The organism is Peribacillus sp. NPDC097264, from assembly GCF_050277925.1.
GTDB lineage: Bacteria > Bacillota > Bacilli > Bacillales > DSM-1321 > Peribacillus.
The window spans coordinates 112,117-124,090 of record NZ_JBNNSR010000008.1; the positions used below are offsets into that span (position 1 = coordinate 112,117).

Consider the following 11,974-nt stretch of genomic DNA (forward strand, 5'->3'; position numbering starts at 1 on the left):
GTTTCCCTTTTTGTTTATTTACTGTAGCGGTGATACTAATGGATTTGGATTATTGATTAAAAAGCCATTGTCTTGAAAATCAATTTCGGTTTGATCCGTGAAACGGGCATCCGAAGGGTTCATTAATAGCTTTATCCCATCTATAACTAGTACTTCCTCTAATTCGGTCTTATGACGCACAAGGTTCAAATAATAGTTCATCTGGTTGCAGCAAGAACTGGTTACCCCAAACCGTAAATATGTTTCCTCTTCCATATTCCGTTGCATCTCTTTAATGACTTCCTGGGCCTTTTTAGTGATGGTTATCAAGTTGTTCACTCCCAATGTTTAGACACTGCCTCATAAGTTAAGCGCAGTCATATATTCACTCTATCATGTTCGTGGCAAGAGTAATAACATTTTCTCTTGGATAACAATATTTCACAGCCCTTTTTTAGAATCCTTCCTTTTTCAGGGCCATTCTTACTGTTTTGAGGACATGTCCATCGAAGTCATCATCAAACTGAGAAACAACTTCAAACCCTTTTGCCCGGTAAAAGGCTGTCCCCGATTCATTTTCTTCTTCAACGTTTATAAAAAGCTCTTTCCAACCTTTGGAGTGGTCGATTCCTGTTTGCAATAAAGCTGTACCCATACCTTTTCCTTGAAACTCCGGATGAAAGTAAATCGCCACCAGTTCGACTTCTCCACCTTCCTTTACAGGAGAAAAGTCGGCAAATCCCACAATCCTTTCAGCCACTTCGACCACGAAAACAAAAGAGTGTTCAACCCTCTTTTTCATCATCTCTTCACTATAGGCCACATCTAAAAAACGTTCCTGGATGGAAAGGGGGATAATTCCTTCGTACGTACTATGCCAACTTGTCTTCGCGACATGCTGAACTTGTGGGATGTCGCCGACTTGCATGCTACGGATGGTGAATTCCATGTCAATCAACCTTTCTGGTTTCCAGTTTTTTTCTGAAAATTATAGCAGAGTTCTCTTTTTAAACAAGGAAATTCAAAAAAATGGTGGGCATGAGTCCTGGAAGTATTTCGTTAGGCCCTTTTACATAGGAGACATGTTCACTAAAGTGGCAAAGGCACAATTTAGTGGACGTGGTTACTTGTCCCGCTCCTTATACCTAATGACGAATATATATATAAGAATCGGACAAGTAGGGTCCAATGGCACAAGGCCCAAAAAGGGGAGAACATCATGCATTTTGAAATCGGGGTGACCATTTTTGTCTTCGTCATGACAATGGTTGTCATACTATGGAGACCACGAGGGCTAAACGAAGCTTGGCCAGCTTCATTTGGCGCGGCGATCATATTGCTTACTGGCATAGTATCACGTGGGGATGTAATGGATATCATCGGTAAAATCGGGGGTGCCTCCATCACCATCATGGCAACGCTTGTCATGGCAGTCATACTGGAGAGTTTCGGATTCTTTCATTGGGCTGCTGCGAGACTTGTAACCCTTGCAAAAGGCTCCGGATATCGTTTGTATTGGTACATTCAATTATTATGTTTTTTAATGACGCTTTTGTTTAATAACGATGGGAGCATCATGATCACGACACCCATCCTCATATTACTTTTAAAAAACCTTCGAATGAAGAAACACGAAACCATTTCATATCTCTTGAGTGGGGCCTTGATAGCCACTGCATCCAGCGCACCCATTGGAGTTAGTAACATCGTCAATTTGATTGCCTTGAAAATCGTCGATATGACGCTTTATATGCATACAGCCATGATGTTCGTACCTGCAACATTGGGGCTGTTATTCATGTCATGGTTGATGTTCATGGTCATCAAGAAAGATTTGCCTAAAAAATTGCCCTCCCATTCCTATGACATTGAGGAACGATTTTTCACTAAAAATTTTCATCCGTTAAAAGGGAATACGACGGTGGAAACAAAGAGGCAACGTACACAATTCATGTTCAAGATACTGACCTATGTCTTCATTGTCCGCTGTTTATTATTCGTGGCTTCTTATCTATCGATACCTATAGAGTGGGTTGCGGTAATGGGTTCATTATCATTGCTTATTTGGAGATGGTATCATCTACGCACGAGTCCCGTAGATATTTTGAAGAAGACTCCATGGCATATTCTTATCTTTGCGTTCTCTATGTATATCATCATTTTTGGTCTTCAGAATGCAGGGCTTACAGCCATCCTTGTTCAAATCTGTGAACCGATTGTCAACAAAGGATTATTAAGTGCGAGTTTGGTGATGGGAGGGCTTGTTTCGGTCCTATCGAACATTTTCAATAATCATCAAGCCCTGATGATCGGGACCATTACGTTGACGGAAATGGGATTAGATCCCATCACATTAAAAACCATTTATCTTGCCAATATAATAGGGAGTGATATGGGCTCCTTGTTATTGCCCATCGGTACACTTGCCTCCTTGATCTGGATGCATATCCTGAAACAAAATAAAGTGGAAATCACATGGAAAGAGTATGTGAATGTTACCGTACGAGTCATCCCGTTGGCTACAGTGGTGACATTGCTTTTACTATTTTATTGGGTACATTTGGTCTTTTACTAATGAAACCCCAGGAGGAGTGACAAATGAGTGATGCTTCAGCATTACTTGGGAAACAAATTGAACTTCAACTCATTGGTCATAATCTGTTTACAGGCGTTCTTACAGACCTTAGTTCAGATATGCTCGTGTTATTTACTGAACAGCGGTTTTTCTATTTTCCAATATTGCATGTCCGTCGCTTCAACCTGAGTACAGATAGCCAGAAGAATTCCGACATATCACCCCCTATAGGGTTTTATATAGCGGAAGAAAAAACGGATATGTCCTATCGTAAAGTGTTGATGTATGCGAAAGGCATCTTTTCGGAAATCTATGTAACTGGGAAAATATCTCTACATGGTTATATAATGAATGTTTTCAACGATTACTTTACTTTCTACTCTCCGGTATATAAGCTCATGTATATTTCCCTCCATCATCTTAAATGGCTAACCCCCTATACTCAAGGGGAAAGACCATACTCGCTCACTCATGAACAATTCCCTATAAACCCAACCTCATTACCGCTCTATCGATCCTTGGAAGAACAGCTGAAAACGATCGAAGGAAAGCTCGTTGTTTTTGATGGAGGAGAGGACCCTAAGAGAATGGGGTTACTCAAAAAATCGGAAAATAGCATGGTTGAATTGGTTACGGCCAAAGGAGAACGTATATATTTAAACCTGACGCAAATTCAAACGGTGCATGTTCCATAAAAAGGAGAAGCCAGAATACCGGCCTCTCCCTTTTTTGTTTATAAAAAGGGTAGGCTGCCCCTTTTAGAAAACAAGCTCTTTTTTTGTTCTTCCGCCGTTATATTAGAAAAACTTTCTGGCTAGATAAATCTTATTAACTAGGCACTAAGTCCTTTCGAGATTTAGTATATAAATATATGAGTATAATATACTATGTAAATGTGTCGTTTTTGTTAAAAAAGGATTAATATAAATAAACTTTTTGTCATATATAGTCTAAAGGATATATAAGTATCACCGATATTATTGGAGAAAGTAAGTAAAAAGTCTCATTCTAATAAACTGATATATATATTACCAATAATCTGGAACTGCTCTATGTATGTATTTCCAGTCATAAAGGAAGGGTTCAAAATGAGAAGAAAATTATTAGTCAGCATGCTGCTTGTATTACTAGTCATGGTTGGAGTGACCTTTACACCTGGTACAAAAGTTGATGCGGCAGATCGGATTCATACAGTTTCCTCGCAAGAAACGGTAGAATCCATTGCATCGATTTATAATATAACGCCAGAACAATTGATGAATATCAATGGTTTACCGGATACCCAGTTATATGTAGGACAAAAGCTTAAAATCATACAGACAGCATATACTCCTTCCATCTATCAGTGGGCGGAGAGAGGGAAACGAATTGCCAACTATGCAAAAACATTTGTTGGATTCAAAAAAACAGCAGGAGAAGAGACCCCTTCTAAAGGCTTTGATTCGAGTGGATTGGTTCATTGGGCCCTTTCTCAGCAGAATGTGGCTGTGGATCGTTTAACCGTAGACGGATTTTATAAACTTGGGATGGAAACGGCTGTTCCTAAGGCGGGAGACATCATCTTTTTCCTTGAAAAAGACACATCAAAAGTGGTGACGGCAGGGATTTATCTAGGAAAAGACAAATTCGTCAATTCTGGATATGGTGCAGAAACAGTTCAAATAAGAAATAGTACGGAAAAGTACTTTGCTAAATATCAAGTTATCTATAAAACGTATACACCTAAAGGGGAACATATCGTACAACCGGGTGAAACGCTAAGTAGCATTTCAAACAATTACAGCATTCACATGAACTCCATCAAACAACGTAATGCTTTACCGACTAATGAAGTGATGGAAGGTCAATACCTTCAAATATACAGTGATCTTCTATTCCCGTTCTACGAAGGACAAGAAACAGCATATGACAATGCATACGATGTAATCAGATATGCTTATACTTTACGAGGGTTCACGTATGTTTTCAGTGGGGCTGATCCGCTAACTGGAATGGATTGCAGTGGATTTATTTACTGGGCCATGAAGGAGCAGGGGATTTCTATAAAACGTAGCTCTGCTGCCGACTACTATGAGTGGTTGCCGGCTATATCAGAACCAAAAGCGGGCGATTTAGTCTTCTTTAGGGATACAGGTACAAGACAAGGTGTAACCCATGTAGGGATTTATCTTGGGAATGGGCGTTTTATCCATACAACCGAGAAAGCCGGTGTCCATATATCTGACCTTTCTTCCGGGTATTTTGCCCAGAAGTTCGAAAGCTATGGCCAAGTACAACTTATCATGAATTAAATGCAAGAGACAGGATAGAGGGGGCTAGAAACTGGCCCTATCTATCTTCTTTTTTATATCCTCTTTTTCAATGAAGTTTTTCAAAGTTGAATGACCTTTATTAAGAAAATGAGGCTTGTGCGATAAATTTCTTTTGTGTAGAAGTCACAGAATAATATTATGACTCAAAGGATGTGGGTATCATAGTTTATCGAAAAAGAAGTAGTGGAGGGAGGGGACTTGAAACAATCTTTTAGACCCCCAAGAAGGCTCCTCTGAGGGTTGAAAGATTGTTTTAATCATAAGTGTGGAAGATGCAGGACAAGCTCCTGATAAGTGATCAAGCCATTCCAATCGTTGCACTAGAATTGCTTTTTATTCAGATTAAGCATGTAGTGAATGGTGGCTTTCTCCAAAGCGCTAATGAATTGACTCAACACTTCGGTCTGGTTATGCCTGTTTTTCCTCTTAAGGTCACTGTCTAGGAAAAAATGTTTTCGTAAAGTCCTGGATATTTCCAATTGTACGCCAGCGCCGGTTTTGCAACGGTTGGTAATATTGTTTTCATTCATCCCCAACAAATGCTTCGGTGCTTCAGCTGTTTGAAATCCAGCTTCCTTTAAGGCTACTTGTATCACATGTTTATAGGTCTCGTTCCTGCCACCCATATAGATTAACGATTCATTGGAATCGCGATAACCATGTATGGAGAGAATCGTATTTGCGTTATTTGCCATCAGTATGGCGGTTGGTTCATCGAAGGAGGTGGAGGTGATGTGCAGTTTGCTGTTATCCCTTGGTTTATGACCTTCAAATAGATATGTACTTGAATGGAGTCTTTCTCCAAGGGCGAGGGCTACTTCACTAGTTCCCGGTTCGATGTTGCCGCCATGGATCGCAAAGATCGCTAATTCTGGATTACGATGAAAAGTCGTAATGCTATAATCGGTGTTTTCTTTTTCATTCCGCTGTAATTCCGTGAAACTTGAGTATCCATTCTCCATCATATTTGCCTCCTTGTCCTGCGTTCTCCTTGTATTGTATAACTGAAAAGAGAAAAAGAACAAGTTAGAGAGTCTATATTACCCAAGGTGTAGAGATTGATGGGATGGGGGGGACGTCTTATCTGTATGTTAAGTTCCAATTGAAAAACAGGTTGAACCTCATGAGGTTCAACCTGTTTTTTTACTCTTGGATATTTGTATATTGTTCTATTTTCTTTTGTTCATCGGGAGTCAGTGTTTCAGACCGTTTGAACGTATTCATTGTTACAAGCAGGACTGCTATCAGAACAACAGGGATAACCCAGCTTACTACTTTTTTTAATATCTTCATTTTCTCGTCCCCTTATAGATCTATAAAAATTTAGATGTTTTCAAGATGTATAGGCGTTTTCTTTATTGCTGTGCTTGCCAACTGCCATTTCTCCGAGGATCGGCTGCACCTGATAACCGACCGTTCTTTTCATTTCTAACGAGTACCTGTACGCCACCATAGAACACAGGGGCGACTTTTTGTACGACATTGTAACCGGCTCTTTCTAATGCAGAGGCTGTTTCAGGCGAAGGGCGGTATTCTGTATAGATGGTATTACCATCAAATACGAATCGATTGCGATCTATGATATTCTGGAACGTATCCTCACCTTCTGTATATGAATACAGGACCTGCATGAGCACTTGCGGTATCCTATCACCACCGGGCGAACCGATTCCGATTGTCTTTTCCCCTTGTTTTTTAAGAATGGTAGGAGCGGTAAAGGTCCTTGAGCGTTTATGCTCATCGATTTTATTCAGGCCAGAGCGGAAGTTTTTCAATTGGTCATTCAAGAAAAAGCCGTTCGTATAGGCACCGGAACCAAAAAAGTTACTGAGTGTATTGGTCGTAGAAACGACTGTGCCATACTTATCCATGACGACGAAATGAGTCGTGCTTTCATGTTCTTCAGACTGGAACTCTACATTTGACCAATCACCTTTATTTATCTCTTTTTTCAGGTTGTCCAAATGAAGGGGAGATACTAATTGTTCAGCTTTGTCTGCGCTGATTCCGTCCCCGGTATAGTTAATTCGATCTTTATAGGAGGCGTTGGTAATGGCTCCTAGTAACTCCATATAATCTGCCTTATTTGAAGCATTGCTTAAGTCGACTTCTTCAGCGAGATTTAACATTTCAAGGACGGTTATCCCTGAAAAGGGAGGGGGAGCGGTCCAAACATCATATCCGGCGAATTTGCCTTGGACTGGCTCTCGTTCTTTTACTTCATAATGCTTTAAGTCCATTAAGTCTACGTCTGTTCTTTTTTTGATATTCCGTGCGATGTTCCCTTTATAAAACCCATCAGGCCCTTTTTGCTGAATCAGTTTCAATGTGTCAGCAAGATCTTCTTGTTTCAAAACCTTTCCTGGTTCAATCGAATCGTCATCAGGATAAAACAAGAGAGTTTCCTGTGAAGAAACTCTTGCTTTGGCTGCCTTTAGGCGGGAGGCCAACATTTTATCGACTTCAAATCCATCTTCAGCCAGGTCGATGGCCGGCTGAAGAAGGTCTTCCATCGGAATGGTTCCATAGTTATCATGGACAGCCTGCATCCCAGCTACAAAGCCCGGGACACCGGTATTATGTTTTAAATTTGAACGTTCAGGAGCTGTTTCACGATAATCAATAAAATTAGGCTCCTCAGATTCGGGTACAATCAGCATTCCGCCACCGCCGCCGATTCCCGACCCAAAGGGCTCTGTTACACCTAATGCATAAGAAATGGCAATTGATGCGTCAGCAGCTGTTCCACCGTTATCTAATATATTCATCCCTACTTCTACGGCGATAGGGTTGGAAGAGCTAACTCCATATGATTTATCGTTTAATGATTCATTGGTATCATGCGTGTCAGAAAGAGGATCAGTTTTTGAACATCCTGCTATAAAAATGAGCAAACAAAGGGAAAGGAGTACTTTCCGTGTGAAAGGATAAAACACTGATTGATCGCCTCTTTTCGGTGTGATCTTCTAAGATGTATGTCTTCTAGCATACCTGCTATTAGACTCTTATTCACGTATTATCTAGTTGTATGATGGTGCTTCATGTTTCTATTCTTCAGTAGTTGTCTCTTCTTGGGTTACTTTCTTTTCTTTAGCAGCTTTCTTTTCTTGGGCTGCTTTTTCCTCTTGTTCACGCTGTTCTTTATGGTCTATTACACGTTTATGATCCAATTTAATCTCTATCTTATTATCTTTTTTAGACCATTGCACGTTATCACTTGTTTCTTTCGTCAACCAACGGAAAACTCGCGATATATCACTAGAAGATGTAGCAGGTCTTGGTGTAGCTTCCTTGATTTGCAAGGGAACCACATCAACGGTTGCTTGTCCGTCATCAGTTAAATGGTATTGTACCATCGCAGAATCTTTTGTACGTGTCCAGCCTTGGTCAAATACAAAGTTACCTAAGCTGTAGAAGATAAGTCCATCTTTATATACATCGAATGATTGGACGACGTGGGGGTGATGGCCGATGATGATATCTGCACCAGCATCGATCACCGCTTTCGCTAATTCTGTTTGACGACCTGTCGCAGAAGTTGCATATTCTTGGCCCCAGTGCATGTTGACGACAACTAAGTCTGCGTTTCCTTTTTTAGCATCCTTGGCATCACCGATCATTTCAAATAATAAGTCAGGATTGGAATTCAATAATCCGGCTTGATTATTTTTGGCTACCGCATTTTTACCATATACATCGGTAAAGCCCAGAGTAGCGATACGTACGCCTTTAACATCCTGGTAATTGATGTTTTCTTTCGCTTCTGTAATATTCCGACCTACACCAACATAATCCATTTTGGCATTCTCGAATTCATCGATTGTGTCGAGCAATCCTTGTTCTTCAAAGTCCATCATATGGTTATTCGCAAGAGTCATGACAGAAAATCCAGCATTTTTAACAGCTTCCACGCCATCTGCATACGAATTTAGACGAATGGCTGTATCCGCTTCTTCATATTTAGAAACGTCCTTTGCTAGAGCAGGATGTTCATAGTTGCCACTTACATAATCCGAAGCATTGAAATAGGGCTTCATGTAACGGAAGAGGTAATCAAAACCATGGCTGTCTGTCACTTCTTCAACATAACGTCCCATCATGATATCCCCGACCATTGACATTGTCAGGGTATCGTTTGGTTTTGATGCAACAACCTCCACGTCTTTCGTGCGTCCCAACCAAGATGTTACGACTAAGACGATGATCAATATCGGTAGAACGATTGCAGTGTATTTGAGATTCTTTTTCTTCGTCCGCTTTGTAAAGATAAGTGTTTTTTCTTTTGCGTTTAAAGTACGTTTCATTTTATCCACCTCAGAATAGGTAATACACGTTCATTAGACCGAAAGTTACTCCGGATAATAAAAGCGTGCTGCCGAGTGTTAATGGCATTCCTTGTCTTTGAATGGCATTAGCGATCAAGCCAGGGACGATTATACCAATACCACGGAATTCATAGATTTCAAAAGGCATGACGGGGTAGACGAAATCCAAAACGAGTTTTAGACAAATCCCCGTTATCATCATTGCGGCAAACTTTCTTCTTCCATATAAGATTACCCATCTTGAAAGTCCGTGAGCGACAATGAAATAAGTTAAGATACTTACTATAATAATAACCAGCATGACTTGCCATTGATCAAAAACTAATGCCAAATAACCTGGCACGATAAGTCCGGCGGGCACAACACCCGTTTTTTCTGAAAAAATAAGGCTCAGTGTTACCCCTAGTACTAGGGCTACGTATAAATCCGATCCAAACATTAAGGTTCCTCCTACTTAACTCGCTTTTTGCTTCGTTTTAGTTTTCATGATTGCGTCAATTAATGGTTCTGCTGCTCCGTGAATGTTACCGACACCATAAACGATTCGGTTTTTCATGACTGGACGCAGTTTGGCAACGATTTCTTCCGTTGACCATTCTTCTAAATCCCAATATTCCACTGTATCTAACTTGCCTTGCTCAAATGCTTTCGTTATTGGTGAAGTGGTTTCACCGATGGCAATGACGATTTCGGATTTTATGTAAGGCAATACATCTCTTGCAAATTGCTCTGTACGGTCCACACGGTCAGGACGGCAGTTCATGATTACGATAGGGGCTTCCGTGCTGTATCCGAAGGTACTTACCCTGTCCCAAATATTCAATGTAGATGACGCATCATTGGCGGCAAATCCATTAACGAAGAAAGTCGGTTGCCTAGCATCTCCAAATTTAGTGATACGCATGGCCCCTGGATCTGGATGTGCATTTAACATGCCACGGAATGCCGTTTTCTCATCGATGCCCAATGCTTCTGCAACAGCCAAGGCAAGGGAGGCGTTATCAGGGAATACCATATAGTCGAATTCACGTAGAAATTCTTCTGAGATCCTTGAGTTATCGGCTACGATTACCTTCGTATTACGTTGTTTGGCAATTTCTTTGTAATATTCTAAATGTTCGCCCTCGATGGTTATTAAATGCCCATTGTAGGGTATGGTTGCAGTGAATGCTTCTGCAACTTGATCCAATGTTGGTCCCATGACATCCATGTGATCTTCAAGCACATTTACGATAACCCCAATATTTGCCTGAATCATTTTATTTTGGAAGATTAGTTGATAGTCAGGCTGCACGGCCATGCACTCACAAACTAATGCTTCAGTTCCTAAGTCAGCTACTTCTTTAACTACGCGACGTTGTTCCCCGATATTCGGTCCTTCTGGACGACGTATGATCGGTTTTTCTTTGTCCGTAAACCAATAAATCATTCTTGCGGAAGTTCCGGTTGTTTTTCCTATTGTCTTGTACTCCGCTTCCTTGATCACACCTGTAATAAGACGCGTTACAGTGGATTTCCCTCGGATCCCATTTACGTTGACACGTACGGGGATGGAGTCGAGACGCTTTTGATGGCGTTTTTGTTCGACTATGCCATAGCCAAGCAAAAATAATGCACATATAAATATCGGTGCCATTTTTTAACCTCTCTTTATTTATGTATTTGATTTACTGAATACACACTACATGATTTTAAACTTATTAAGCAAGGGTCGTTTTTCTATAGCAAGATAGCTTATTTTAATAATTTCCAAATTAATCTATAAATGAGGGTAATGGTAACTAATGGCTATAATATTCATGTAAGGACAAATACTCTATGGATTCCCCATTTCATGATGATTCTATTATGAGATGGAGAATAAAAAATAATGTTTATAGGATAATGAATTCTTTTTATAAGGATAAAAACCCAATTCCTAGTATCTACTGTAGGAGTTTAATGTAGACGATCCTTCCTGTTTTATAATTGTTTATACCTATTTATGCGTTTATTTTCTAATCTACTAGTTTGTTTTTTCTTTATTCCTGTATTTTGATTCTAATGACTCATTTAGTGCTACTTTTTTGGGATTGGATAAAGATGAGTAAAATCACCCCCCCATACTTTTTGGGTTTTTTTAATATGAAATACCCGAGGGGCTATGAGGTGACATCAATAAATTGTCAAAATCCTTCTCTTAAAAGTTTTTGGAAACAAGGGTTTTTAAAAAAAAGACTAGTTTCTTCTATTAATATAGTGTTAATAGTAGAACTAAAAAAAACCCAGAATAAATTCTGAGTTTTTGGAGTGTTTTTACATTCATTTATAATAAGGGATCAAATGAAATGTTATTTATAGATGAGAGTATTTTTTGTAAATTGATAGTCTCGAATCAATTTTAAGATGATGCTATCTTTAGCTAGATTTTATTCTATTTAAAAGCTCAGGATGTGAGTCCTTTTTACCGCCATCTATAACATAAAGCATAGGGGCTAATCTTCTGTTTCCTTTATCGGCAGAATTCATCTTCAAGTAATTTTCGTATTCGTTGCGAAAGAATTCTTCTTGGGCTTTCCCTTCGTTTAACTTTGCTATGAATTTGAAAAATCGTTTCATATGAATTCCTCCTTGTTTGGTTAGAAAGTATTAGGTTAATAGTAACACACTTTAGGTGAAAATTAACCTTTTATTAAAAAATAGGAAATAATAAATTAGTATAGTAGTTGTATATACTTAGTTTTCTGGTTTGGAATACGATATTGATGTGAGACCATCTCGTTTGTTTAGAGAGTCTCCTGTTG

At 39.6% G+C, this 11,974-nt stretch carries 12 protein-coding genes; 3 read left to right on the forward strand and 9 right to left on the reverse strand.

The window, feature by feature from the left end; genetic code table 11:
- Positions 1-18 precede the first annotated feature (18 nt).
- Both ACQKL0_RS14485 and ACQKL0_RS14490 read right to left on the reverse strand, forming a co-directional pair.
- The gene (locus ACQKL0_RS14485; RefSeq protein WP_402873870.1) at positions 19-309 is read right to left on the reverse strand and encodes a HesB/IscA family protein; all 291 of its coding nucleotides are present in this window, start codon (positions 307-309) and stop codon (positions 19-21) included.
- A gap of 124 nt (positions 310-433) precedes the next feature.
- Entirely contained in the window at positions 434-928 is a 495-nt protein-coding gene (locus tag ACQKL0_RS14490) for an N-acetyltransferase family protein (RefSeq protein ID WP_427688267.1), read from the reverse strand.
- Between the two features lie 270 nt (positions 929-1,198).
- Here ACQKL0_RS14490 and ACQKL0_RS14495 point away from each other — a divergent pair, with 270 nt between their 5' ends.
- The 3 genes from ACQKL0_RS14495 to ACQKL0_RS14505 all read left to right on the forward strand — a co-directional run bounded on the left by ACQKL0_RS14495 (position 1,199) and on the right by ACQKL0_RS14505 (position 4,845).
- Positions 1,199-2,554, forward strand: a complete 1,356-nt coding sequence (locus ACQKL0_RS14495) for an arsenic transporter (protein WP_427688269.1) — start codon at positions 1,199-1,201, stop codon at positions 2,552-2,554.
- Between the two features lie 23 nt (positions 2,555-2,577).
- Positions 2,578-3,249, forward strand: a complete 672-nt coding sequence (locus ACQKL0_RS14500; RefSeq protein ID WP_427688271.1) for a DUF2642 domain-containing protein — start codon at positions 2,578-2,580, stop codon at positions 3,247-3,249.
- Positions 3,250-3,642: 393 nt separating this feature from the next.
- The gene (locus tag ACQKL0_RS14505; RefSeq protein WP_427688273.1) at positions 3,643-4,845 is read left to right on the forward strand and encodes an NlpC/P60 family protein; all 1,203 of its coding nucleotides are present in this window, start codon (positions 3,643-3,645) and stop codon (positions 4,843-4,845) included.
- 341 nt (positions 4,846-5,186) lie between these two features.
- Here the strand turns inward: ACQKL0_RS14505 and ACQKL0_RS14510 are convergent, their stop codons facing one another.
- The 7 genes from ACQKL0_RS14510 to ACQKL0_RS14540 all read right to left on the reverse strand — a co-directional run bounded on the left by ACQKL0_RS14510 (position 5,187) and on the right by ACQKL0_RS14540 (position 11,789).
- Positions 5,187-5,828 (reverse strand): poly-gamma-glutamate hydrolase family protein, encoded by a 642-nt coding sequence (locus ACQKL0_RS14510; protein ID WP_427688275.1) that lies wholly within the window; start codon positions 5,826-5,828, stop codon positions 5,187-5,189.
- 181 nt (positions 5,829-6,009) lie between these two features.
- Positions 6,010-6,159 carry a CapE family protein gene (locus ACQKL0_RS14515; RefSeq protein ID WP_402957878.1) on the reverse strand — a complete coding sequence of 50 codons (150 nt, stop codon included), beginning with the start codon at positions 6,157-6,159 and terminating at the stop codon, positions 6,010-6,012.
- Positions 6,160-6,221: 62 nt separating this feature from the next.
- The gene (locus ACQKL0_RS14520; RefSeq protein ID WP_427688277.1) at positions 6,222-7,802 is read right to left on the reverse strand and encodes a gamma-glutamyltransferase family protein; all 1,581 of its coding nucleotides are present in this window, start codon (positions 7,800-7,802) and stop codon (positions 6,222-6,224) included.
- 111 nt (positions 7,803-7,913) lie between these two features.
- Entirely contained in the window at positions 7,914-9,170 is a 1,257-nt protein-coding gene (locus ACQKL0_RS14525; protein ID WP_427650712.1) for a CapA family protein, read from the reverse strand.
- Between the two features lie 10 nt (positions 9,171-9,180).
- Complete coding sequence (gene pgsC, locus ACQKL0_RS14530; RefSeq protein WP_402957872.1) at positions 9,181-9,630, reverse strand: poly-gamma-glutamate biosynthesis protein PgsC; 450 nt, start codon at positions 9,628-9,630, stop codon at positions 9,181-9,183.
- 15 nt (positions 9,631-9,645) lie between these two features.
- The gene (pgsB, locus tag ACQKL0_RS14535) at positions 9,646-10,827 is read right to left on the reverse strand and encodes a poly-gamma-glutamate synthase PgsB (protein ID WP_402873896.1); all 1,182 of its coding nucleotides are present in this window, start codon (positions 10,825-10,827) and stop codon (positions 9,646-9,648) included.
- Between the two features lie 761 nt (positions 10,828-11,588).
- On the reverse strand, positions 11,589-11,789 hold the full coding sequence (locus ACQKL0_RS14540) for a hypothetical protein (RefSeq protein WP_427688279.1): 201 nt from the start codon (positions 11,787-11,789) through the stop codon (positions 11,589-11,591).
- Between the last annotated feature and the right edge of the window lie 185 nt (positions 11,790-11,974).

What these genes read in the sequence shown, in the direction of transcription:
- ACQKL0_RS14490 (WP_427688267.1), bottom strand. Translation starts at nt 928, where the DNA reads ATGGAATTCACCATCCGTAGCATGCAAGTCGGCGACATCCCACAAGTT.
- ACQKL0_RS14495 (WP_427688269.1), top strand. Translation starts at nt 1,199, where the DNA reads ATGCATTTTGAAATCGGGGTGACCATTTTTGTCTTCGTCATGACAATG.
- ACQKL0_RS14500 (WP_427688271.1), top strand. Translation starts at nt 2,578, where the DNA reads ATGAGTGATGCTTCAGCATTACTTGGGAAACAAATTGAACTTCAACTC.
- ACQKL0_RS14505 (WP_427688273.1), top strand. Translation starts at nt 3,643, where the DNA reads ATGAGAAGAAAATTATTAGTCAGCATGCTGCTTGTATTACTAGTCATG.
- ACQKL0_RS14510 (WP_427688275.1), bottom strand. Translation starts at nt 5,828, where the DNA reads ATGGAGAATGGATACTCAAGTTTCACGGAATTACAGCGGAATGAAAAA.
- ACQKL0_RS14515 (WP_402957878.1), bottom strand. Translation starts at nt 6,159, where the DNA reads ATGAAGATATTAAAAAAAGTAGTAAGCTGGGTTATCCCTGTTGTTCTG.
- ACQKL0_RS14525 (WP_427650712.1), bottom strand. Translation starts at nt 9,170, where the DNA reads ATGAAACGTACTTTAAACGCAAAAGAAAAAACACTTATCTTTACAAAG.
- pgsC (WP_402957872.1), bottom strand. Translation starts at nt 9,630, where the DNA reads ATGTTTGGATCGGATTTATACGTAGCCCTAGTACTAGGGGTAACACTG.
- pgsB (WP_402873896.1), bottom strand. Translation starts at nt 10,827, where the DNA reads ATGGCACCGATATTTATATGTGCATTATTTTTGCTTGGCTATGGCATA.
- ACQKL0_RS14540 (WP_427688279.1), bottom strand. Translation starts at nt 11,789, where the DNA reads ATGAAACGATTTTTCAAATTCATAGCAAAGTTAAACGAAGGGAAAGCC.